Source organism: Aquimarina sp., from assembly GCF_977115655.1.
In genome coordinates this window covers 75,023-98,120 of the sequence record NZ_CDSBKO010000014.1, presented here as the reverse complement: position 1 = coordinate 98,120, position 23,098 = coordinate 75,023, and the positions used below count along the sequence as shown (strand labels likewise).

At 31.6% G+C, this 23,098-nt stretch carries 22 protein-coding genes; 17 read left to right on the top strand and 5 right to left on the bottom strand.

Annotated features, from left to right (window positions below; translation table 11 throughout):
• Positions 1–159 precede the first annotated feature (159 nt).
• Complete coding sequence (locus ACZIYX_RS08315; protein ID WP_462681753.1) at positions 160–1,404, bottom strand: beta propeller repeat protein; 1,245 nt, start codon at positions 1,402–1,404, stop codon at positions 160–162.
• On the bottom strand, positions 1,391–2,110 hold the full coding sequence (locus tag ACZIYX_RS08310; protein WP_462681752.1) for a class I SAM-dependent methyltransferase: 720 nt from the start codon (positions 2,108–2,110) through the stop codon (positions 1,391–1,393). Before ACZIYX_RS08310 ends, ACZIYX_RS08315 begins: the two co-directional genes overlap by 14 nt.
• 361 nt (positions 2,111–2,471) lie before the next feature.
• On the opposite strand from ACZIYX_RS08310, the gene ACZIYX_RS08305 reads away from it, so the two are divergent.
• The 9 genes from ACZIYX_RS08305 to ACZIYX_RS08265 all read left to right on the top strand — a co-directional run bounded on the left by ACZIYX_RS08305 (position 2,472) and on the right by ACZIYX_RS08265 (position 10,087).
• Positions 2,472–3,350: a PPK2 family polyphosphate kinase gene (locus ACZIYX_RS08305; RefSeq protein ID WP_462681751.1), complete on the top strand. Its 879-nt coding sequence runs from the start codon at positions 2,472–2,474 to the stop codon at positions 3,348–3,350.
• Positions 3,351–3,369: 19 nt separating this feature from the next.
• A complete protein-coding gene (locus tag ACZIYX_RS08300; protein WP_462681750.1) occupies positions 3,370–4,758 on the top strand; it encodes a M20/M25/M40 family metallo-hydrolase in 1,389 nt (462 codons plus the stop codon).
• 105 nt (positions 4,759–4,863) lie between these two features.
• Positions 4,864–5,082, top strand: coding sequence for a hypothetical protein (locus ACZIYX_RS08295; protein ID WP_462681749.1), 219 nt, complete (start codon positions 4,864–4,866; stop codon positions 5,080–5,082).
• 13 nt (positions 5,083–5,095) lie between these two features.
• Complete coding sequence (locus ACZIYX_RS08290) at positions 5,096–5,782, top strand: HupE/UreJ family protein (RefSeq protein WP_462681748.1); 687 nt, start codon at positions 5,096–5,098, stop codon at positions 5,780–5,782.
• 12 nt (positions 5,783–5,794) lie between these two features.
• Entirely contained in the window at positions 5,795–6,439 is a 645-nt protein-coding gene (locus ACZIYX_RS08285; protein ID WP_462681747.1) for a hypothetical protein, read from the top strand.
• Positions 6,440–6,586: 147 nt separating this feature from the next.
• The gene (locus ACZIYX_RS08280) at positions 6,587–7,978 is read left to right on the top strand and encodes an MATE family efflux transporter (RefSeq protein ID WP_462681746.1); all 1,392 of its coding nucleotides are present in this window, start codon (positions 6,587–6,589) and stop codon (positions 7,976–7,978) included.
• A 129-nt stretch (positions 7,979–8,107) separates the two neighbouring features.
• The gene (locus tag ACZIYX_RS08275) at positions 8,108–9,193 is read left to right on the top strand and encodes an OmpA family protein (protein ID WP_462681745.1); all 1,086 of its coding nucleotides are present in this window, start codon (positions 8,108–8,110) and stop codon (positions 9,191–9,193) included.
• Between the two features lie 76 nt (positions 9,194–9,269).
• Positions 9,270–9,497, top strand: a complete 228-nt coding sequence (locus tag ACZIYX_RS08270; protein WP_462681744.1) for a hypothetical protein — start codon at positions 9,270–9,272, stop codon at positions 9,495–9,497.
• 14 nt (positions 9,498–9,511) lie between these two features.
• A complete protein-coding gene (locus ACZIYX_RS08265; protein ID WP_462681743.1) occupies positions 9,512–10,087 on the top strand; it encodes a phosphatase PAP2 family protein in 576 nt (191 codons plus the stop codon).
• A gap of 23 nt (positions 10,088–10,110) precedes the next feature.
• Here ACZIYX_RS08265 and ACZIYX_RS08260 read toward each other — a convergent pair whose 3' ends face one another.
• Positions 10,111–12,360: a transglycosylase domain-containing protein gene (locus ACZIYX_RS08260; RefSeq protein ID WP_462681742.1), complete on the bottom strand. Its 2,250-nt coding sequence runs from the start codon at positions 12,358–12,360 to the stop codon at positions 10,111–10,113.
• Between the two features lie 898 nt (positions 12,361–13,258).
• Between ACZIYX_RS08260 and ACZIYX_RS08255 the strand changes: the two genes are divergently transcribed.
• From ACZIYX_RS08255 to ACZIYX_RS08240, 4 genes are read left to right on the top strand one after another with little or no spacing between them, the layout of a single operon-like run.
• Positions 13,259–14,659 (top strand): arginine decarboxylase, encoded by a 1,401-nt coding sequence (locus tag ACZIYX_RS08255; protein WP_462681741.1) that lies wholly within the window; start codon positions 13,259–13,261, stop codon positions 14,657–14,659.
• Positions 14,649–15,587, top strand: a complete 939-nt coding sequence (speB, locus tag ACZIYX_RS08250; protein WP_462681740.1) for an agmatinase — start codon at positions 14,649–14,651, stop codon at positions 15,585–15,587. The genes ACZIYX_RS08255 and speB overlap by 11 nt, the downstream gene beginning before the upstream one ends.
• Positions 15,574–16,551 carry a deoxyhypusine synthase family protein gene (locus ACZIYX_RS08245; protein WP_462681739.1) on the top strand — a complete coding sequence of 326 codons (978 nt, stop codon included), beginning with the start codon at positions 15,574–15,576 and terminating at the stop codon, positions 16,549–16,551. Before speB ends, ACZIYX_RS08245 begins: the two co-directional genes overlap by 14 nt.
• A 28-nt stretch (positions 16,552–16,579) precedes the next feature.
• Positions 16,580–16,876 carry a hypothetical protein gene (locus tag ACZIYX_RS08240; RefSeq protein WP_462681738.1) on the top strand — a complete coding sequence of 99 codons (297 nt, stop codon included), beginning with the start codon at positions 16,580–16,582 and terminating at the stop codon, positions 16,874–16,876.
• A gap of 281 nt (positions 16,877–17,157) precedes the next feature.
• Here the strand turns inward: ACZIYX_RS08240 and meaB are convergent, their stop codons facing one another.
• Both meaB and ACZIYX_RS08230 read right to left on the bottom strand, forming a co-directional pair.
• Positions 17,158–18,234: a methylmalonyl Co-A mutase-associated GTPase MeaB gene (gene meaB / locus ACZIYX_RS08235; RefSeq protein WP_462681737.1), complete on the bottom strand. Its 1,077-nt coding sequence runs from the start codon at positions 18,232–18,234 to the stop codon at positions 17,158–17,160.
• Between the two features lie 61 nt (positions 18,235–18,295).
• Complete coding sequence (locus ACZIYX_RS08230) at positions 18,296–18,850, bottom strand: DUF2911 domain-containing protein (protein WP_462681736.1); 555 nt, start codon at positions 18,848–18,850, stop codon at positions 18,296–18,298.
• Positions 18,851–19,227: 377 nt separating this feature from the next.
• Here ACZIYX_RS08230 and ACZIYX_RS08225 point away from each other — a divergent pair, with 377 nt between their 5' ends.
• From ACZIYX_RS08225 to ACZIYX_RS08210, 4 genes are all read left to right on the top strand, one after another.
• Positions 19,228–19,719, top strand: coding sequence for an RNA polymerase sigma factor (locus ACZIYX_RS08225; protein ID WP_462681735.1), 492 nt, complete (start codon positions 19,228–19,230; stop codon positions 19,717–19,719).
• On the top strand, positions 19,700–20,314 hold the full coding sequence (locus ACZIYX_RS08220) for a hypothetical protein (RefSeq protein WP_462681734.1): 615 nt from the start codon (positions 19,700–19,702) through the stop codon (positions 20,312–20,314). Before ACZIYX_RS08225 ends, ACZIYX_RS08220 begins: the two co-directional genes overlap by 20 nt.
• Positions 20,298–21,656 carry a hypothetical protein gene (locus ACZIYX_RS08215; protein WP_462681733.1) on the top strand — a complete coding sequence of 453 codons (1,359 nt, stop codon included), beginning with the start codon at positions 20,298–20,300 and terminating at the stop codon, positions 21,654–21,656. Before ACZIYX_RS08220 ends, ACZIYX_RS08215 begins: the two co-directional genes overlap by 17 nt.
• 516 nt (positions 21,657–22,172) lie before the next feature.
• Positions 22,173–22,817 carry a hypothetical protein gene (locus tag ACZIYX_RS08210; protein ID WP_462681732.1) on the top strand — a complete coding sequence of 215 codons (645 nt, stop codon included), beginning with the start codon at positions 22,173–22,175 and terminating at the stop codon, positions 22,815–22,817.
• The last annotated feature ends 281 nt before the right edge of the window (positions 22,818–23,098 follow it).

Genomic DNA, 23,098 nt, shown 5'->3' with positions numbered 1-23,098 from the left:
TAGGAAGGCGATACGATACCTTTATGATTGGATTTAGTTATGATTTTTACGGTAGATAAATTTGTTGCTGCAAAAACAGACTGATTTATAAGTATCGTATCATATCCAGTTAAGCTAATTTAAAATGTAGAATCAAACCCCAGACTATTTTTTAAATTCTCATGTAATAACCAATGTTGCAGATTGATTACTGGTAGTGTCAATTATTCTAATATAGAGATCTTTACTTATACGAACAGAGTCACTAATAATATCCACTATAAATCGTTTACCGCTATATTCAATTATTTTCCTCCAGGTTTTTCCATAATCAACAGAAAGCATAATCAAACTTTTTACCCTATCGCTACTCTTAAACCTAATATTTGCCCATATTTCAGGATTTGAATGTATATGTTTTCTAACAACGATACGTTGAAATGTTGCCCTTCTGTAGGGGTTTGGTATTACTTTAGCGCTAAACTTTTTCATATCTTCTGTACTTATAAAATAATTCGTGCCACCGTTATAATCTGTTCCAAATAAGATATAATTTCCTATCTCTGCAACTCCTGTATACCCACCTTTTTGAATATGAAATTTATGTACTTTTTTCCAACCAGAATTAGATAATTTAGAAATATGGTTAAATGCACTCTGGGAATTATTTACCCAAACGCCCTTCTTATTATCTCCTTCAGTTAATACCAAACCTTTATATAAATTTAGCCATTTTAATATATGCACGTGTTTATTTATACCGGCTTTCTTTAAAAAATCCATTTTATGCCAACTATCGCCATGATCGGAAGAGTGATAAATATAACCGACAAACTTCCATTTGTTTTTAAGCATGATATTTGCGTATTCTCCTATGAATAATTCACCATTTGGCTTTTCAGTAATAGCATCTTGGCGAAAGTAACTTTTGGGTGTAGATAACTCAAGAACTCTGGTAAAAGTAATTCCTTTATTTACAGATTTGTATATTACTCCTTGTACGCAAGCAAAAATATTATCAGATCTATCAATAAACAAACCTTCAAGGTTATTACTAAAAGTAAAGCATTTTATGGCTTCATTTTTTGATGAAAGCCTATATAAAGTGGATTTGTCCTCATATAAACATCCCCAAATAATATTTGATCTGCATTTAAAAACAATATGCCAATTATGTGTAGAGGGATATAACTTTGTATACAATAAATTTATATAAATATTATTAATATCGTTAAGATAAAGTAAAGGCTTTTTTTCTAGGAACTGTATGATTTCACTTTTACCATATAAGGATAAACAATATTTAAGTTCCCAAATTATAAATGAAATAAGCTCAACTAATTTATTTGATAGATAAATATCTACTAAAAAATGAAAAACGTATGTTATCTTATTTTTCTTTGTCCAATATTTATTTGCTATCATCACTAGTTTTTTTTTGTCCAATAAAAAGGCTTAGCCAAGCAAAATTTCTTAAATACTTAACTTTTAATAAATAATCATCGATTTTAGAAAAAAAAGAGAACTTTTTTTTGAATAGTTTGATATACGCTAATGGCGATAATAAATGAAATACATTAAAGCTTGAATTGTGAAATTGCTCTTTAATATTTGTAAATTCTTTTATGGTAAAATGATTCCAGGGATAAGATTGAAATTTGAAATTTGTGGATTTTAAAAATATCCTGCCCAACCTTGTTATTGGATTATTTTTTAAGTTTTCAATCAGTATAATGCTACCATCTTTTTTTAAAACCCTATTACATTCTTTAAGAAACGATGGATGATCAACGTATTGAAGAACACTATGAGAATATATAACATCAAAGGAATTATCTTCAAAAGGAAGTTTGTTTTCGAATTCATAACAAACAAAATCGATATAAGGAAAGTCTAGTTTAGCTTTTGTAATTCGTTCTAAACTACTATCCAACCCCGTTACTTTGTATCCATATTTGTTAAATATAAAAGATTGCCTGCCATAACCACATCCAAAATCTAATAGAGAGTTATAATTTTTTTTAGCGAGTAGATAATCAGAAATTATCGGAACTATTGATTGCATATAAGTTTTACCATGCCAGGATTCTATATGACTATTCCAAATAGTATTTAAATTATTTTCTTTCATTCAGCTTACACTTAAATAAATATTCTTTAATTAATAACTTTAAGGAAAATAATATTACAATAAATGAACAATTCAAAAGCAGGAGATATTTCTGTAAATGAATAAGCTCTATTATAATCAAGATTACATCTCGAAGATGTTTTTAAATTTACAAATTATTATAAAATTTAGTCGCCCGTGTATTTTAAAAAAAGAACAAATTTTGATGAAATAATATAGAATCAATATTGAAAATATTTGGTAAACTGTTGAATTTTATTAATTCTCTATGGGTAGAGTAAATGGATGTAGGATAGAACTAAACTATTTTTTTATCAACAGAAAACTTTAGTATCTTTCGAAGAATAACATAAAACGTTGTATGAAGAAGATAACCCACGAAGATTTTAAAGTAGTTGCCCCAATAGAGCTATCCAAAATCCCTACCACCTTTGACCTGAAGGAAAGTGAAAACAAAATAGAAAAAGAACTAGAAGAAGTACGCGAAAAATTAGGAAAACTACAGGATACCATGTATGCACATGACAAATATGCAGTTTTAATATGCCTTCAGGGGATGGATACTTCTGGTAAAGATAGTTTGATAAGAGAGGTTTTTAAAGATTTTAACACGCGGGGGATCATTGTACATAGTTTTAAAGTGCCAACCGAACTGGAAAATAGCCATGATTATCTGTGGCGTCATTATATTGCTTTGCCACAGAAAGGTAAATTTGGAGTTTTTAACAGAACACATTATGAAAATGTTTTAGTAACCAGAGTGCATCCGGAATATATAATGGGAGAAAATATCCCTCATATTAATTCGGTAGAGGATATTGATGATGCATTTTGGGATACACGTTTTGAACAAATCAGAAATTTTGAAAAACATATTGCTCAAAATGGTACTTTGATTTATAAATTCTATTTGCACTTATCTAAAAAAGAACAAAAAAACAGACTACTGCGCAGACTTGAAAAAAAAGAGAAAAACTGGAAATTCTCGGCAGGGGATTTAAAAGAAAGAAAACTTTGGGACCGGTATCAGGAATGTTATCAGGATGCTATAAACAGAACATCTGTGCCACATGCACCATGGTATGTTATTCCGGCAGATGACAAGCCGGTAGCCAGATATATTGTAGCAAAAACAATATACGATAGCTTAAAAGAATATAAAGATATACAAGAACCAGAATTAGATGAGGAAACAAAAGCCAATCTGGAGCTATATAAACAACAATTAGAAAAAGAATAAAAGCAAATAACAACAAAATATGTTCAGAAAAATAATAATACTCATTTTTGCAATTTTATCGGTTAATTGCTTTGCTCAAAATAGTAATAAAGAAGATTCGGTTACCATAAAAAAACTCTATAATACTTCTTTGTTAAACGGAAAAAGTTATGCATGGCTGGACTATTTATCTAACCAAATAGGAGGAAGATTATCAGGATCTTTAAATGCGCAAAAAGCTGTAGAGTGGGGAGAAAAAGAATTAAAAGAATTAGGTATCGATAAAGTATGGTTACAACCGGTTATGGTACCTAAATGGACCAGAGGAGTTACAGAGTACGCATATATAGAAACAGAACCAGGGGTAACTACCAATGTATCTGTCTGTGCTTTAGGAGGATCTGTTCCTACTGCTATAGGAGGAATAAAAGCAGAGGTTATAGAGGTAAAAGGATTAGAAGAACTTAAAAAAATAGGAGCAGATCAGATTAAAGGAAAAATAGTATTTTATAATCGTCCTATGCAAGCAGATCTTATACAAACATTTATGGCTTACGGAGGATGTGTGGATCAGCGATATTCTGGTGCAGCCGAAGCTGCTAAGTATGGAGCCATAGGGGTTATAGTAAGATCTATGAACCTTAGATTAGACGATTATCCACATACAGGAGCAATGAGTTATGGAGAACTTAAAGATGCCGAAAAAATTCCCGCAGCAGCAATAAGTACCAAAGGGGCAGATTTATTAAGCTCTATGCTAAAACTAGACTCTAATGTTAAGTTTCATATTAATATGAACTGTCGTACATGGAAAGATGTACAATCTTATAATGTAATTGGAGAGATTACTGGTAGCGAATTTCCCAAAGAATATATGGTAGTAGGAGGACATTTAGACTCCTGGGACCTGGGAGATGGCTCTCACGATGATGGAGCAGGAATAGTACAATCGATGGAGGTATTACGATTATTTAAAGAAATAGGATATAAACCAAAAAGATCTGTTAGAGTAGTATTATTTATGAATGAAGAAAATGGATTAAGAGGAGGGAAAAAATATGCAGAAGTAGCAAAAGAAAAAGGGGAAAACCATGTTTTTGCTTTGGAAAGTGATGCAGGAGGTTTTACCCCAAGAGGTTTTTCTTTAGATTGTAACATAGATAATTTTAAACAAGTACAAAGTTGGAAACCTCTTTTTGAACCCTATTTAATACACTCTTTTACCAAAGGAGGGAGTGGAGCAGACATTGGACCTCTCAAAAAAGAAGGGATGGTTTTAGCAGGGCTTCGACCAGATTCACAACGTTATTTTGATTATCATCACGCAAAAAATGATACTTTTGATGCAGTAAACAAACGCGAACTAGAACTAGGAGCAGCAACCATGGCTAGTTTTATGTATCTTTTTGATAAATACGGTGTGAAATAAATATAATACCTGCTATCAAAGCTTTTTCACAAAAAAATATTAAACATCATAATAGATAAAGAATAATAATAATTAATACTCTGGTTACCTTAAAATTATACAATCATGACATTTAAAAAATCAATATATAGTATCGCAGTTCTGGCGATAGTAGCTTTAGGATCTTGTACAGATAAAAAGAAAGAAGATCAAAATACAGTTAAAAACGAAACAGAGCAAAAAGTAAGCTCTGATGTGGATACACAAACTACAGAAATTACCGAAGCAGAAAAAAGAAGACTAGATAGCATACGGCAAGTAAAGGAACATGGACATGCACATTAATTAAAATTATTTCATGTTCAAAAAAACAGCAACGCTCCCTGTGTTTATTATATTATGTTTTGTCTCTACACTTCTATATGCACATGGTGTAGACGATGAAACACAATCTTTCTTACTAGGAAACAAAGGTATTGCTTTTGGTCCATTTCTTTATATTGGAGCAAAACACATGATTACAGGATACGATCATTTACTTTTTTTAGTAGGCGTTATTTTCTTTTTATATAAGCCAAAAGAAGTGTTGTTGTATGTAAGCTTTTTTACAATTGGGCATAGTGCAACATTACTATTAGGAGTAATGGCAGATATTAATATAAATGCATATCTGATAGATGCTATAATTGCGTTGTCAATTGTATATAAAGGATTTGATAATCTGGGAGGGTTTAAACAGTTTTTTGGCAAACAACCAGACACAAAATTAGCGGTATTAATTTTTGGACTGTTTCATGGTTTTGGATTAGCAACCAAATTACAAGAGTTTAAATTTGATAAAGAAGGGCTTTTTGTAAATCTTTTAGGGTTTAATTTAGGAATAGAAATAGGACAATTTTTAGCCTTGGGCTTAGTCCTGTTAATTATAAATGTTTGGAGGAGATACGATAGTTATGTTAAGTTTTCTAATCTAACAAATATGCTGCTTATGGCAGCAGGTTTTCTTTTGCTGGGTTTTCAATTAACAGGTTACTTTATTGCTTAATATAAAATTAGTATGACAACACAGGATAAGCCAGTGATGAGTAAAAAACAATTAATAAAATCGGTATGTGTAGCATTAGTTATTGGTGCCGTTGTATTAATAACGGCTGTTTTGCCTGCCGAGTATAATATAGATCCATTAGGAACAGGAAAACTGTTTGGGTTTAGTAAACTATATGTAGAAGACGGAGGTTCAAAAATTAAAGAAGATGATCTGGGAGAAGTTCAATTAAATTTTAAAAAATTAAAACTAGAAAAACTAGGATCGCCAATAAATGTTCCCAAACCTACAGAAGCAGATAACGCGCCACCATTAGAACAATATACAGAACAAAAAGATACCGTTTTTGTAGAAATTCCCGCAGGAAAAGGAATAGAATATAAATTTAAAGCATTAAAATATGGTAGCGTAAAATATGAATGGGCTACCGCAAATAATACGGTTGTTTATATTGATTTTCATGGAGAAGTTAAACAAGATAACCCTCCTGAAAATGTGTTTTATGAAAGTTATACACTAGCCTATTCTAACAATATGGCAGGAACATTAACAGTTCCTTTTGAAGGGAAGCATGGTTGGTATTTTAGAAACGATACCAAAAAAGATGTTATGGTTACCTTGGTACTTAAAGGGCAATATAAATTGTTTGATAAGTAATAGCATCGTATTAGTGATTAAAATTACCATCACAAAATTTCTAAAATATTTCTCGTTCAGCAAAAAAATAAATATAAAGTTAAATATACAATAAGAACCATTTAGTTTATTATGGTTCTAATACCTTTGCGACTTTAAAATTGTAAAATGGTACAAAACTACACTAAAGAGTTTCGATATAATCTAAAACTAGCTGCACCAGTAATATTAGGTATGCTTGGTCATACATTTGTTGGGCTGGTAGATAATGTTATGGTAGGGCAACTGGGTACTGCAGAATTGGCAGCAGTGTCTTTAGGAAACAGCTTTATGTTTATAGCAATGTCTTTGGGGATAGGTTTTTCTACAGCAATAACCCCATTAGTAGCAGAAGCAGATGGAGAAAATAATTTTAAAAGCGGTAAATCAGTATATAAACACGGTTTGTTTTTGTGCACTACCATAGGAATAGTGTTATTTTTAGCTATTCTGGCAGCAAAACCATTAATGTATTTAATGAAACAACCTCCAGAAGTTGTAGAGTTGGCAATACCATATCTGGACTTAGTAGCCTTTTCTTTGATTCCATTGGTAAGTTTTCAAGCTCTAAAACAATTTTCTGAAGGCTTATCGATGACTAAATACCCTATGTACGCTACTCTGGTAGCAAATGTGGTCAATATAGTTTTGAATTACTTGTTGATTTTTGGAAAATTTGGCTTCCCGCAAATGGGGATAGTTGGTGCAGCTATAGGGACATTAGCTTCAAGATTTGCAATGGTTGCACTTATGTGGGCTTTTCTTAGGTACAAAGAAAAATCAAAACAATATGTAACCAATATCAAATTTTTTGTTTTAGAAAATAAGAGGATACATAAAATAGTATCACTTGGGTTTCCATCAGCACTACAAATGTTTTTTGAAGTAGCAATTTTTACAGCAGCTATATGGTTGTCAGGAATTTTAGGTAAAAACCCGCAAGCAGCAAATCAAATAGCATTAAACCTTGCCTCGATGACTTTTATGGTCGCAATGGGATTAAGTGTTGCAGCTATGGTTAGAGTAGGTAATCAAAAAGGACTCCAACACTTTAAAGATTTACGAAGAATTGCAATTTCTATATTTTTACTTACTTTTTTATTAGAAGTCATTTTTGCTGTATTTTTCATTTTGTTTAATGAAATGTTGCCTAAAATATATTTAGATGTAAAGGATGTAGAAAATCTGGTTGACAATACAGAAGTGATTACTATTGCAGCAGAATTATTAATTATTGCAGCATTATTTCAAATTTCAGACGGGATACAAGTTACAGTACTAGGGGCTTTAAGAGGATTGCAAGATGTTAAAATACCAACATTTATTACATTTATAGCATATTGGGTAGTAGGTTTTCCTATTAGTTATTATTTAGGATTGTATACCGAATACAAAAACTCTGGAATTTGGATTGGTTTATTAGCAGGTTTAACGGTTTCTGCAGTATTACTCTATATTAGATTTGATTATTTGACCAAGAAACTGATTAAAAAAAATAGAAATGAAAACTCGTATAGATAGTAGTGTTATCAAGTGGTTTGTTATAATTTGTTAAATAAAAACAGATACCGGATACCATTTTTGCAGTTATTGCGTTTATTTGGTATTAACTAATAATTAACTATCTTTCCAAAAAAACAGAATACAAAAATGAAAGTCCCAAACTCTAAATTTTGTCTACTGCTTGTTGCATTTTTCTTACTGGTAACACAAAGTAGTATAAGTCAAAACTTTGTGCATAGTATAAATGAAAACCTTGTTCCTAATCCAAGTTTTGAAGCCACTAATGTAGCTATAGCCAGATTGGATATGGAGATGCAAAATTTCGGAATCATAAAAGATTGGAAATCAGCCATTAACTCTCCTGATGCATACCATCCAAGATTAAAAGATATTAGGTTTATACATAAAGCACCTAATTTTTTAAAACAGTTTGGAGAACAGGAGCCAAGAACAGGAGAAGGTAAAGTAGGAATGTATATTGCAGGAGGCGCTTATAAAGAAGGGGTTACTGCTAAATTAAAGAAACCACTAATTAAAGGGAGATATTATTATTACCACATGTATGTTTCTTTGGCCGAAGGGATTTCTAATTCCTGTACTTCATCTATAGGATCCTATTTTACTGCCAGAGCTCCCAAAATAACAAGTACCTCAAAATTTCCTTTAAATATCGAATCTTCAAAAATAATATGTGATACCAAAAACTGGACAAAAGTTTGTGGAGTATACAGAGCAAAAGGAACAGAAAAATATATATCCCTGGGATACTTTTCAGACAGCCCAAAAGGAAAATCGATAAAAGGAGAGGAGTTTGATGCCGCTTATTATTTTGTTGATGATGTATTACTAATGGAGATGAGAGACCCTAAAAATTTGGTATCTAGCCAGATTTGTGATATGGCTCTTGATTTTCTTCCTATAGAGTTTTTGGTAGGAGAAAGCGAAGCCTATAAAGAAATCCAAAAAGCATTAGATTCTTATATCCAATATGTAACTATATTTAAAGTAAATAAAGTTAAAATTGTAGGTCATGCAGACGATGCAGGTTCAGATTTTGAAAATGAGATTATGTCTGCTATGAGAGCAAGCAATGTAAAAAAATATTTTATAGAAAAAGGTATAGACGAATCTTTAATCGAAGTAATAGGTTTAGGTAATACAGAGCCTATAGTTACTAAAAACTCTAATCTGGATCCGGAATCTAATAATAGAGTAGAAATTAAGATAGAATAATTACAAGGCAATAATTTTGCTGATTTTACCTAAAAAAGATAGTATCTTTGGGGCTTTATAATTTTAAGCACCTATTATGAGCTTTCCAAAATTTTTATTGGGAGATAACACAGATTTTCCAGATGCCATTTTTGTAATTCATACAGAATTTCCTAGATTTATCATCAATCTGGAGAATGATGAAGTAGAATGGTTAGAAGAGTTTGATAAAAGTGAAGAAAAAGAACTTTTAGAAGAAGCAGAAAATCTTTTTCAGGCTGCCAATGATTTTTATGATCGGGAGATAGAGCGTTACGAAGATTAAAATATATAACAATAATGGACGAACTTGTACAACTAGATAAAGATCTTTTTTTATTCCTTAATAATCTGGGAGTTCCTGCATGGGATGGATTTTGGTTGTTTATGACAGAAAAATTGTATCAAATCCCATTGTATGCGGTGTTGTTATTGTTTTTTTATAAATATTTTGGAATAAGAGGAACCATTATTACATTGATTGTTGTGGCGTTATTGATTACTGCTACAGATCAGCTATCTAACTTGTTTAAGAATGTATTATTTATGAGACCAAGACCTTGTCGGGCCGATGGGGTTTCTGAATTTACACGTTTTATCGCAGAGCGATGCGGGCGATATGGGTATTTTTCTGGTCATGCAGCAAGTTCTATGGCGTTAGCCTTTTTTACAGGTCTAACTTTAAGAAAACATCTAAAATATATTTTTCCGTTTATGGTAATCTGGTCTATTATTGTAAGCTATAGCAGGATATATATAGGAGTGCATTATCCGGGAGATATTATTACTGGTATGGTAATAGGAATTTTATTAGGATTTGGAGCATTTAAACTGCATACATTTTTGATAAACAAATATGGAAAAACCAACCTTTAATAAACTCTTTTAAAGGAGTATCTCTATCTTGTAGTTTTACCAAATTTTTTGTTTTTCTTCTTTTTCCCGAAGATACGTTTCAAAAAATTATCTCTTTTTTCAGGTTTACAATTCAAGTCTTTCAGGACGTTTTCAGGAGTTTCTTCAAATTTACTTTTGGTAATAGGATCAAAAGTGCTATCCAGATTCATTTTTTGATATAATTTCGCGAATATGGGTAAAGCTGTATTAGCTCCTTGTCCTAAAGCAGTAGTTTTAAAACCAATATTGTAATTATCATTACCTACCCAGGTAACAGTAACCAAATTAGGTGTAATACCAACAAACCACCCATCTTTATTATCTTGTGTAGTTCCTGTTTTTCCTGCAATTTCATTTTGCAGTTTATAAGATGTTTTAAGTCTGGATGCAGTACCATTTTTTACAGTGGATTTCATCATTTCTAAAAGCACTTGCCTTGTATATTCGCTATAAGCAGGCTTTTCTGTAATTTCAGGTTGAAAAGAAGCGATAAGATTACCGTTTTTATCTTCTATTTTAGAAATATAAAAAGGTTTTACTGCTTTACCATTATTTACATAACTGGCATAAGCTCCAGCTAATTCATTTAATTTAATGCCATCTGTACCCAATGCCATAGCAGGTTTTTCAGATAATTCAGTTTCGATTCCTAATTTTCTTACTTGTTCTACAACTTTAGGTATTCCTACTTCGTTTAATACTTTTACGGCTATAGTATTTACAGAGGTACTTAGAGCTTTTTCTAAAGTAAAATTAAGATAAGGATCTTCTTCTTTTGAAGAATTTTTTGGAGTCCAGTTATCCAGATCCGTATAAGTGATCTCTTTAGTAGAAAAATAAGTACAAGGTTTCATGCCGTTTTCTATAGCAGCAGTATATACAAATGGTTTAAAAGTAGATCCTACTTGTCGTTCACTTTGCGAAACATGATCATATTTAAAATACCGGTAATCAATTCCTCCCAGATAAGCTTGTACAGCCCCAGTCGTTGGCTCTATAGCAATCATTCCTGCGTTTAGAAACTTTAAATAATGTCGTATGCTATCTAAGGAAGATGTGTTTTTAGTAACATTACCATCCCATTCAAACAACTCCATATCTTTTTTAGAAGAAAGAGAATCTTCTATTTGGGATTCGCTTAATCCTTGTTGTTTATAGAAATCATAAATAGTAAGGTTTTTTGTAGCACTTTTAACCAAGTCCGGATTATTTTTCCATGGAGCATTTTTACCAAAGGATTTTTCATATTCTTTTTGTAGAACCGGCATGTGTTCTTTTAGAGCTTCCTCTGCCAAGGATTGTATTTTATAATCAAGGGTAGTATAAACAATCAAACCATCTTTATAAATATCATAAGCTGTACTGTCTTCTTTTTTATATTTTGTTAAGACTTTTATAAGCTCTTTTTTTACTTCTTCTCTAAAATAAGGAGCTAATCCAAGATCATGATTAAAGTGTTGGTAATTAAGGTAAATAGGTTGATTCATGGTTTGGTTAGAGCGATTTGCACTAATGTAACCGTATTTTACCATTTGCTGTAAAACGACATCTCTTCTTAGTTGGCTTCTTTCGGGAAAAAGTCTTGGATTGAAGCTGTGGTTGGCTTTTAATGTCCCAATAAGGGTAGCGGCCTCAGATAAGGTTAATTGTTGTGTGGTTTTATTAAAGAACTTTTGTGCCGCGCTCTCAATACCATACGTATTGTCAGAAAACGGAACTGTATTAAAATACAAAGTAAGAATCTCTTTTTTAGAATAGATTTCTTCTATCCTTTTTGCAATAAAAGATTCTTTTAGTTTATTGATTACAGTACTGAAAACCAGATACTTTTTTCTTCCGAAAAGATTTTTTGCCAATTGTAAAGAAATTGTGCTACCTCCTCCGGAAGACTTGTCACGAAGTAGGATAGTTTTAAAAAAAACTCGTAAAAGACTAGTGTTGTCTATACCATTATGGCTATAAAAACGAACGTCTTCTGTGGCAATAAGTGCATCGATTAAATGTTTGGGTAAATCTTCATAGGGTATGGGTTGCCTGTCGTAAATATAATATTTACCAATCATACGACCATTTTTGTCTAATACCTGTGTAGCTTCATATTGTTTTAAAGCACTTAATTCTTCTTTGTTAGGTAGTTTCCCCCAAAAACCAAAATAGATACTGGCATAAAAACAGGTGCCTAAGAAAATGAGTCCGCCTAGTAAAAATAAAGGCCATTTAACCCATTTTTTTTGTAATATTTTCTTAATCATAATTATAATACCGAAATAGATAACGTCTAAAATCAAATAATATTTGTGTGAGTTGGCATTCAGACATTTTTAATAATCTCAAAAAACAATACAACCACAAATATAGAAATAGAAAAAAATGTAAAATATACACAGTTATTGTTTTTTGAATTATTGTTTTAGTGCGTTGATATCTTGCTTGGCATTTTTTGAGAAGATACCCCCATGTAAAATATGTTTTGTAAAATCCAATATTTTTTGATAGTTCTTGTTCTTTATAAAGGTAAACATACTTGATATTGTTAGGGCTCAAGAAAAGAAGAAGTATAAGGGAAGGAATAGAACAATAATTCCTGTAGTACAATTTAACTTTAAAATGGCACTAATAAACTACTTCTTTTCTCATCTGTTCTTTATTAAAAAAAGAACTATAGATTATACTCGGGTTTAGCTCAGTACAAATGCTGTGCTTGATGATATATCAAGTCTGAGGTAAGTGTTTTGTGTTGAATACTAGCTATGTATGATAAAAATTGTGTTGTATAAGATTATAATACTTTGAACGGTTTGGGAAGAAGGTTTTTTATAATTTAGAAAATAAAAAAATAGTGCACTTTTTTTTGTCAATATCTCAAAGTCTCATTTTTTTTGTTTAGAATTGCAATAGTATATAGCTGGACATTATGACAAGTGTTTTTAGATTCGGAGTCTTGAGTGGTAGGAAGTTACATTCAGGTATGGCTTATTGGATAAACCCCCGAAATTTAGATTTTACTTCTGTTTTTACTATTGTATCGAGTCAACATGACTATTTTTTCTTGCCAACCACTTGTAAGTTGATAAGGATTTGATATTTATTATTATTTAGTTTGGATATCTGATATCTTTTTTCTAACACTTTTAAGTATATATAATAATAATGAATATAAAATACATAGATCTAATCGATCAAACATACTATTTCCCACAAGAAGAATTTGACTTACATAACAATAAACTATCCTTTCATGGCATAGATTTAATGGGGCTTGTAGAAAAATATGGAGCTCCTTTAAAATTTACATACTTACCCCGAATCACAGAGAATATCAATAGGGCAAAAAAATGGTTTAATGCATCTATTGATAAAAATAATTACCAAGGCTCATACCATTACTGCTATTGTACCAAGAGCTCACATTTTGAACATGTGCTGAACGAGGTTCTTAATAATGATGTTCATATTGAAACATCCTCTGCTTTTGATGTGGATATTGTAGAAAGACTAAAGAAAAAAGGAAAAATATCCAACGATACCTTTATACTTTGTAATGGTTTTAAAAGAGATCAGTATATAACCAACATAGCAAGGTTGATCAATAACGGACACCGTAATTGTATTCCTATAATTGATAATTATGAGGAAATTAACCTGCTTACAGAAGAAATAAAAGGTAAGTTTAAAATTGGGATAAGAATAGCTTCAGAAGAAGAACCTAAATTCGAATTTTATACTTCTCGCTTAGGGATAGGATATAAAAATATCGTCCCATTTTTTAATAAACAGATAAAAGATAATAAAAAAGTAGAGCTAAAAATGCTTCACTTTTTTATTAACACAGGGATTCGCGATACAGCATATTATTGGAACGAATTGTTAAAGTGTTTAAAAGTATATGTGCAACTTAAAAAAGTATGCCCGACTCTAGACAGTTTAAATATAGGAGGAGGTTTTCCAATCAAAAATTCCCTTGCATTTAACTATGATTATCAATATATGATTGATGAAATCATAAATCAGATTAATCTTGCATGCCAGGAAGCAAATGTCCCAGTGCCCGATATATTTACAGAATTTGGAAGCTTTACTGTGGGCGAAAGCGGAGGGGCTATTTACGAAATTTTGTATCAGAAACAGCAAAATGATAGAGAAAAATGGAACATGATCGATTCTTCTTTTATTACAACTTTGCCCGATACATGGGCAATAAACAGACGTTTTGTTATGCTGGCAATAAACAGATGGAATGATGAGTATGAGAGGGTGTTATTAGGAGGTTTGACTTGTGATAGTGATGATTATTACAATAGCGAACAAAACATGAATGCTATATATTTGCCTAAATACAGAAAGGATAAACCTTTGTATATTGGCTTTTTTAATACAGGAGCATACCAGGAAACAATAGGCGGGTTTGGAGGATTACAACATTGTTTGATCCCTCAGCCAAAACATATTTTGATAGATAGAGATAAAAGTGGTAATTTAACAACACATTTGTTCAGTGAACAACAAAAAAGCGAAGATTTATTACAAATATTAGGTTATAATGGAAACTAATAATTATGCGGGTATTCCCGACAAACATGCTAAATTAGATAATGCCAAAGTGGTTTTAATCCCTGTTCCTTATGATGGAACAAGTACTTGGCAAAAAGGAGCCGACAAAGGCCCTGAAGCGTTTTTGGAAGCTTCAAAAAACATGGAATTGTATGATATAGAAACAGATACCGAAGTGTATAAGCAAGGGGTGTTTCTTACAGATCCAATTACAGAAAACAGATCCCCGGAGGCTATGGTGGATGCTGTTCATGAAATAACCAAAAAATACATCAAAAGAAACAAGTTTGTAACTGTTTTTGGAGGAGAGCATTCAATTTCGATAGGAACTATTCGCGCATTTGATGAATGTTTTGATAACCTTACTGTGTTACATATCGATGCTCATGCCGATTTAAGATCCGAATACGAAGGAACAAAATGTAATCACGCATGCGCAGTATATGAAGCAAGTCAAAAAACAAATTTGATTCAAGTTGGAATCCGCAGTATGGATGTGCTGGAAAGAAGTGTAATGAATGAGGATAAAACCTACTTTGCACATGATATGGTAACAGATGAATATTGGATGGATAATGCTATCGATCAGATGACAGATAATGTTTTTATAACATTTGATTTAGATGCATTTGATCCTTCTATATTACCTTCAACAGGAACTCCGGAGCCAGGAGGTTTATTTTGGTATGAAACATTAGAGTTTTTGAAAGAAGTTTTTAAAGAAAAAAATGTAGTAGGTTTTGATATAGTAGAACTTTGCCCTAATAAAATAGATAAATCTTCTGATTTTTTGGCAGCAAAACTATATTATAAAATGCTGAGCTATAAGTTTATGGGGCAAAAAGTAGATCAGGAATATGAAGGTGCTCAAACAGAAAAAGACTCTTCAAAAACTAAGAAATTAAATTTATACGATGACGAAAACTAAAGGACCTATATCAGATTTTATCCAAAAATACTACTTGCATTTTAATGCAGCAGCATTAGTAGATGCAGCAAAAGGGTATGAGGATCAACTTGATAATGGTGCTAAAATGCTGGTGTCTCTTGCAGGAGCAATGAGTACAGCCGAGTTAGGAAAAATATTTGCAGAAGTTATCCGGCAGGATAAAGTAGATATTATATCTTGTACCGGGGCTAATCTTGAAGAAGATATAATGAATCTTGTTGCCCATTCACATTATAAACGTGTACCTAATTATAGGGACCTTACTCCAAAACAAGAATGGGAGCTGCTGGAACAAGGATTAAACCGAGTAACAGATACTTGTATCCCCGAAGAAGAAGCTTTTAGAAGGTTACAAAAACATATCTTTAAAATCTGGAAAGATGCCGAAGAAAAAGGAGAACGGTATTTTCCTCACGAATTTATGTATAAGCTTTTACTTTCAGGAGTTTTGGAAGAATATTATGAAATAGACATTAAAGATTCCTGGATGTATGCTGCGGCAGTAAAAAATTTGCCAATAGTAGTACCTGGTTGGGAGGATAGTACTATGGGAAATATATTCGCTTCTTATGTTTTAAAAGGAGAATTACAAGCCAGTACGATGAAATCAGGAATAGAATATATGACTTTTCTTGCCGATTGGTATACCGATAATTCAGAAAATGGGATAGGGTTTTTTCAAATAGGAGGAGGGATAGCAGGAGATTTTCCTATATGTGTGGTGCCTATGTTGTATCAGGATATGGAAAGAACAGATACTCCGTTTTGGAGTTATTTTTGTCAGATATCAGACTCTACAACAAGTTATGGATCTTATTCTGGAGCTGTGCCTAATGAGAAAATTACTTGGGGCAAGTTAGATATAGATACTCCCAAGTTTATAATAGAAAGTGATGCAACTATAGTTGCACCTCTATTATTTGCCTATTTGTTAGATATGTAAAAAATAAACTTATAAAACCTACTAACCCATGAGAAGAGTTATAGTTGACTACAAAAAGTTAAACAAAGACATTTTAAATCTTCTGGTAGAGAAATTCCCAGATGGATATGAAGACCGCGATATTATAGCATTCAAAAATCAGCACAACGAAACTATTGAAGCTGTTGAAGTAAGGACAGAAGATACTATTTATCTTGTAAAGATTAGTAAACGCCTTGCAGATACTATGCAAAGTTTTGATGACGATGACGATGATGATACAACACCAGATGCAGATATTCCTGAAGGAGTAGAAGGAGATGGTGATGAAGATGATATGGATTAAGATAAAAAGAAACATTATTATCCAATAACCTATTCAGTATCAAAACGGATAAAGTTTAAAAATAAAAAAGGGTGTTTGACTTTTCAGAGACCCTTTTTTTATTTTTAAACCTTTCTATAAAATCCTTATAGTAATAGTTGATTTTTAATAAATTATATAAAACAGTTTTGATTCCTTATTAAGGAGGGGATTATTTCAGGACTTGTCTCGAATACAAAACATATTTTTTTGAAGCATATCTTGTGAACTTGCCATGGGCTTGTTGGTTTCAGGGATAATATTTAGGAAGAAGAGCTTAATTTTAATAAATATCTGGCGGCAGCAAAAGGGGTTATTTTGTGCTGTTGTACCGCCTTGATTTGTTCCTCTAATTCAGCTTTAACTTTTGAGTGGTTATAAAAAGAACTTTTTAATTGTTCTTCTATTGTTTGCAGTAACCAAAATTTATTTTGTTTGATTCTGTTTTCTTCAAAAAAGCCATTTTCAAAAGTGGTGCTAAGGTATCTAAGTATTAGTTCCCATATTTCTTCTATCCCTGTACCTTCTATAGCGCTGCATGTTAATACTTCTGGAATCCAGCTATTTTGTGCAAGTGGATATAAATGTAATGCTTTCTTAAATTGATTTTTGGCTTTTTGAGCATGTAAAACATTGTCCCCGTCTGCTTTATTGATAACCAAAGCATCAGCCATCTCTATAATACCTCGTTTTATTCCTTGTAGTTCATCGCCAGCACCAGCAAGTTGTAGTAACAAAAAAAAGTCAACCATGCTATGTACAGCCGTTTCACTTTGTCCTACACCCACCGTTTCTATTATTATAACATCATACCCGGCTGCTTCACAAAGGATAATAGATTCCCGTGTTTTTTGAGCTACTCCTCCCAAAGATTTTCCCGAAGGAGAAGGCCGTATAAAAGCATGAGTAGATTTAACCAGAGATTCCATTCTTGTTTTATCTCCAAGAATACTGCCATGAGATATCGTACTGCTTGGATCTACAGCCAAAACCGCCACTTTTTTTCCTTTTTGAATTAGCAGATTCCCCAATGCTTCGATAAATGTACTTTTTCCTGCACCAGGAACTCCTGTTATTCCTATTCTAATAGAATTATTAGCGTATGGAAGGCATTTTTCGACAAGTTGTTGCGCTTTTTCTATATGGTTTTCCTGAGTGCTCTCAATTAACGTAATGCCTCTGCTTAATGCAGCAGTATTTTTAGCAATTATCGAATTAAAAACAGGAGTAATAGAAATTTCCTTTTTCTGTAATTTTTTAAAACGATTAATAGATGAAAAACTCGTGTTTAAAGGAGCTTTAGAAGAGGGGTTGTTATATGAAGAAGAATCTTTTGACACAGAATAGCTTTATAGCAAAGTTATAAATTCCTTTTTATAAACACACAAATAATATATATTCCTATATTTTGATTGGTACAGCAATAGCTGTTCTGTCCCATGCCATATATAGCAAGGTAAAATTATTTGCATCTTCAAAGTATATAGAAAATTGTTCTACTATATTTACAAGAGGCAGAACAGGAACTTCTATAACGAGATTGTCAAACAAAGGATCTCGTTTTGCAGTGCCATCCATGTATACACCCCAATCATATTTTTTACTATTAAAAATTACTTTCCATGATTTTGTATTTGGTATAGTCCATAAGGTGTATGTCCCGGCTTTAAGAATAGTGCCGTCCACCATAATATTTTTTGTTGTAGAAAAGGTAGTAGCCTCATTAGCCCCTGTTCTCCAAACCTCGTTATAGGGAACCAAAGAGCCAAATATGTCTCTGTCTTTTTTATATGGCCTGTTGTAGAATATCGTAAAAGTAGCATCTTTAACAGTATGAGTTATTGTTTCTTCCGGACTATGCTTTTTGGTCCCCTGTTTCATGAAGAACATTCCAATCCCGCCAATTGTTATTAGACCTAATAAAATGAATGTTATTTGTTTTAAAAGCTTAGGCATAATAATTTTTTTAGTTTATTAATATAATTCTTTTTAGAAGTTAAATCTATACTTTGACTATTGTAAAAATAAAGGAAAACAAAAAGAATTATAAATAAAAAAAAGGATAAAAGCTTTAAATTTATCAATCCTTTATTGAAGGTTTTATTTCCCCGTGATCTTGCTTTTGAATAGTTGATTTATTTGATATGCAGATGTTTATTATTTAATTTTATTTTTTTTGTATATGATTTTGCAACAAGTAATATATATATACGTCTATATATATGTACACGATTTTGAAAGTTTTTTAAAAAATATCACTAACCAAAAGTTAAGAAAGTTTGTTACAAAGCGAGCTAATAGAGCAATGTAGGGTTAACGATCGTAGAGCGCAGATGAAACTCTATAATAAATACTGTGATGGTATGTATTATGTAGCGTTGCGTTTTCTTAAAGATCCGTTTGAGGCAGAGGAGGCTATGCAGGAATCCTTTATCAAGGCTTTTGCAAAACTTCACCAATTTACAGGAGATGTAACTTTTGGAGCATGGCTTAAGCGAATAGTAATTAATAAAAGTATTGATATGCTTAAGGCAAAAAAAATGAATATGATTGCCATTAATGAGCAAGTTATGGCAACTGTGGATGAGCAGGAAGATTGGTCAGTTTCAGACTCTGTTACTGTAGACGAGGTGAAAAAAGAAATAGAAAAATTACCAGAGAAATATAAATATGCAGTTATGTTATTTTTAATAGAAGGGTATGATCATAATGAGATTAGTGAAATATTGGATATTACTCCGGTTTCATCAAGAACATTAGTACACAGAGGAAAAAAACAGCTACAGGAACAATTAAAATATTTGAATGATGGCACAGGATATTAGAGAGTTATTAAAACAGGATAAGCAGATTCCTTCGGGTCAAATACAAGAAGGTCATCAGCAGCGGTTCATGTCTCGATTAGAAAAAGAACTACCACAAAAAACACAAAGTTTTAAATACCATTGGCTTAATATTGCCGCAAGTATTGTCGTTATGATTTCTGTTTCTTTATTTACATACAATCAATTTAATGCCAATACCTCTAAGGATGCTCAAATTGTAGACGTAGATAATGCAACAGTAAAAAACTCGTCAGTTATTTTATCAAAACAATCCTCTCCTTTGGCAGAAATATCTCCAGAATATCAAGAGGTAGAGAATAATATACTTACAAGTATAAAATTTCAATTATCAAAAATCACAATCGATGATAATAATAGAGAGTTGGTAGATAGCTTTAAAACCCGATTGGATAATTTGGATAAAGAATATCAACGACTCAATAAAGAATTAATAGAAGTAGGGCCAAATGTACAAAGTGTAGAGGCTATGATGGAAAATCTAACAATTAGACTATCCCTCTTAAACAGATTAAAAGATAAATTAAAAGAATTAGAGCAAATAGAAAACGAAAATTATAATGAAGTACAAGCTTAATATTTTTACGCTTAGTGTACTGTGCTATACAGGAATGTTTGCACAGGAAAAACAAAATAAGTTAAGCGAAAAACTTGCTGTGGATAATGACGTTACCGTAAACCTTAATACAAGTCATACTAATATTGTTTTTGAAACCTGGAACAAAAATACAGTATCCGTAGAAGCTTATTTGGAAGGAGATCCCTTAGATGAAAACAATAAGCGTGTATTAGATAGTTGGCAAGTAAATGTAAATGGGGATAACAGAGAGGTAACTATCAATTCTACTGCGGGTAATTTATGGAGTAGAGATATTACTGCATCCACTATTGATAAAAACAGAAATCTGCAAGAGTTAAAAGCGTTAGGCCCTGCCATTACAAATATGCTAGGTCCTCTAATGGAGAATATTGCTAAAAACCCTATGCCTAATGCCCTCTCTGAAAATAATACTAGTGTTAATTATGGTAACTCTTCATTTAAAGAAAAAGATGAAAAATATATTCAACAATGGGAAAGTCAGATACGCGAAAAATTTAAAGAAGATATAGGTATAGGTGAGAAAAACCAGAAATGGGTAAAAACACCAGAAAAAAAGATGGAAATTCGTCTGGAAACATGGGGCGAACAATATGGAAAACAAATGGATGCCTGGGCATCACAATTGATAAAAGATATACAAAGCCAACAAAGTGGTTTAACAAATGTTACAGTATATCACTATAGTTCTAATAAGATAAATAGTAATTCTACCAGTGTAAAAACCATTAAAATACAAATACCATCAAAAGCTAAATTAAGACTTAATATCAGACATGGAGATGTGCAGTTAGCCGATAAATCCAACAACGTAAAAGCATCATTGTCTCATACCAAACTATCTGCTAATATTATAGATGGCGATCAGACCTATATTAAAGCATCTTATTCCCCAGTATTTGTTCGCCAATGGAATAACGGAAGATTGGTTATAAATTATGTGAAAAACTGTAGAATACAAAAGGCAAAAAATCTAATTGTAAATGCAGATTCCAGCAATGTCTTTATTCAACAACTTGATGAAAATGGAGCCATTTCTGCAAGTTTTGGAGTAATTACCGTTGCTAACTTAGGAGAGTCTTTTTCTACATTGGATTTGGTGGTGCAGAATAGCGATTTTAAACTTAATCTGCCAAAGACGGCCTTTAATTTATCTTATAATGGAGCACAGAGTATAATCTCTTTGCCTAAAACAATGGAAGTAAGTACAAGGAAAAATTTTGGGAATGTTCTTGTTAATGGATTTCAAAATACCCGAAGTACAGATAAAATGATTACCATTAATGCTAAATATAGCGAGGTAGTGTTAAATAATAAATAATTTTTTTCGTAGTAATGTAGTGTTAATTATAGGAAGAGGGTGTCTGAAAAGTCAAACACCCTCTTTTTTTGTTATGAATTTTTTAAAAAACCAGCTCTAAAAAAAGGTTTAATAGAAAGAAACACAGCGTTTTTTAGAAATTAGGATTAATATTTCAACTAAATTTTGTCAAAAATTACTTTTTAGCCCCCCCCCTCTTTTTTAATAACATATTTTTTTTATTTTCTTAACATTATAAAAAGGTAAAAACGTAAGAATAGTACAGGTAAGTTCTATTGGTCAGGTGAAAAATGTATTTTATCTGCTTTTTTTGCTTAATTAAAATAGTAAATTATTGTTTATGAGGCGCTTAACGTTTTTTAAAATGCAATTTGTTAATTTTTGTGCTATTTGTCGGAAATCATAATCACTTAATCTAAAAGTCTGGTTTTTAGTTTGTATAACTATAATTAAGTAATATTATTGTATGGGAAAACCGTAGAAAGTAACAAAGCTTTTATTGTAAAGTATACAAAAATGAAATCGATAGCATATTTTTTTAGTCTATTTTTATTCTTAAATAGTTATGCAAATGACTTAAGCCAACCCTTGCAAGTAGAAAAGGAAGGGCTGGTAATAACAGTAGTAGATTTTAAAGAAGGAGATAAGTTAAAATTGTTTGAAGTAGAAAGTGGAGACCATATCTTATCTAAAACTCGCGGACAAATAGATTTAAGCCAATTGCCTATGGGATCGTACTTACTTGAAAATAGTATTGGGGAATCTATAGTTATACAAAGATTAGAAGAAGAGATTACAATAGGAGGAGAAATAACAGATGATGTAGATCAAGATTTTGTAGTAGAACAAGATAGTAAAAGAGTATACATGTCTTCAGAAATTACTGTAGAACAAGAGTATATCCAGTATTATGAAAACGCAGAAACCAATCTTTTGGAAATTATAAGAGAAGGAAATATTGTTACTGTAGTTGATTTTCAGGATGGAGATACAATAAAATTATTTGAAGTAAAAAACACCGTACATGTTTTGTCAAAAACTACAAACCATGTAGATCTTAGCCAATTGCCAACAGGTGTTTATGTTTTGGAAAATAATAAAGGAGAATCTGTTGTAGTAGAGAAGCTTTCAAATAACAATGAACTTGTAGCAGATATGTAGTAAAACTTTACTTTTAGTTATATATAACAAAAAGCCTTTCTTTTATTCGAAAGGCTTTTTGTTTTTGTTCAAATAAGAAAAAGAATCTTTTTAAAAATATTCATTATATAGTTTAAATTGTAAATTAAAATAGCCTTAATATATAATAGGTTATGGTTTTTGCATACCTTTTTAAGAGCACTTATACACTGATAAAAATCATATTTATTAAGCGTGCTCTGAAATACTTTTGCTCTCTGATTAATAGAGGATACTCTATATTCTACAGCTATAGGTAAAAA

Coding starts and splice junctions, on each gene's coding strand:
- ACZIYX_RS08310 (WP_462681752.1), bottom strand. CDS start 2,110: ATGAAAGAAAATAATTTAAATACTATTTGGAATAGTCATATAGAATCC.
- ACZIYX_RS08240 (WP_462681738.1), top strand. CDS start 16,580: ATGAGAAGAGTTATAGTTGACTACAAAAAGTTAAACAAAGACATTTTA.
- ACZIYX_RS08295 (WP_462681749.1), top strand. CDS start 4,864: ATGACATTTAAAAAATCAATATATAGTATCGCAGTTCTGGCGATAGTA.
- ACZIYX_RS08275 (WP_462681745.1), top strand. CDS start 8,108: ATGAAAGTCCCAAACTCTAAATTTTGTCTACTGCTTGTTGCATTTTTC.
- ACZIYX_RS08220 (WP_462681734.1), top strand. CDS start 19,700: ATGATGGCACAGGATATTAGAGAGTTATTAAAACAGGATAAGCAGATT.
- ACZIYX_RS08270 (WP_462681744.1), top strand. CDS start 9,270: ATGAGCTTTCCAAAATTTTTATTGGGAGATAACACAGATTTTCCAGAT.
- ACZIYX_RS08290 (WP_462681748.1), top strand. CDS start 5,096: ATGTTCAAAAAAACAGCAACGCTCCCTGTGTTTATTATATTATGTTTT.
- ACZIYX_RS08245 (WP_462681739.1), top strand. CDS start 15,574: ATGACGAAAACTAAAGGACCTATATCAGATTTTATCCAAAAATACTAC.
- ACZIYX_RS08300 (WP_462681750.1), top strand. CDS start 3,370: ATGTTCAGAAAAATAATAATACTCATTTTTGCAATTTTATCGGTTAAT.
- ACZIYX_RS08285 (WP_462681747.1), top strand. CDS start 5,795: ATGACAACACAGGATAAGCCAGTGATGAGTAAAAAACAATTAATAAAA.
- ACZIYX_RS08215 (WP_462681733.1), top strand. CDS start 20,298: ATGAAGTACAAGCTTAATATTTTTACGCTTAGTGTACTGTGCTATACA.
- ACZIYX_RS08265 (WP_462681743.1), top strand. CDS start 9,512: ATGGACGAACTTGTACAACTAGATAAAGATCTTTTTTTATTCCTTAAT.
- ACZIYX_RS08280 (WP_462681746.1), top strand. CDS start 6,587: ATGGTACAAAACTACACTAAAGAGTTTCGATATAATCTAAAACTAGCT.
- ACZIYX_RS08255 (WP_462681741.1), top strand. CDS start 13,259: ATGAATATAAAATACATAGATCTAATCGATCAAACATACTATTTCCCA.
- ACZIYX_RS08225 (WP_462681735.1), top strand. CDS start 19,228: ATGAAACTCTATAATAAATACTGTGATGGTATGTATTATGTAGCGTTG.
- ACZIYX_RS08210 (WP_462681732.1), top strand. CDS start 22,173: ATGAAATCGATAGCATATTTTTTTAGTCTATTTTTATTCTTAAATAGT.
- speB (WP_462681740.1), top strand. CDS start 14,649: ATGGAAACTAATAATTATGCGGGTATTCCCGACAAACATGCTAAATTA.
- ACZIYX_RS08230 (WP_462681736.1), bottom strand. CDS start 18,850: ATGCCTAAGCTTTTAAAACAAATAACATTCATTTTATTAGGTCTAATA.
- ACZIYX_RS08305 (WP_462681751.1), top strand. CDS start 2,472: ATGAAGAAGATAACCCACGAAGATTTTAAAGTAGTTGCCCCAATAGAG.
- ACZIYX_RS08260 (WP_462681742.1), bottom strand. CDS start 12,360: ATGATTAAGAAAATATTACAAAAAAAATGGGTTAAATGGCCTTTATTT.
- ACZIYX_RS08315 (WP_462681753.1), bottom strand. CDS start 1,404: ATGATAGCAAATAAATATTGGACAAAGAAAAATAAGATAACATACGTT.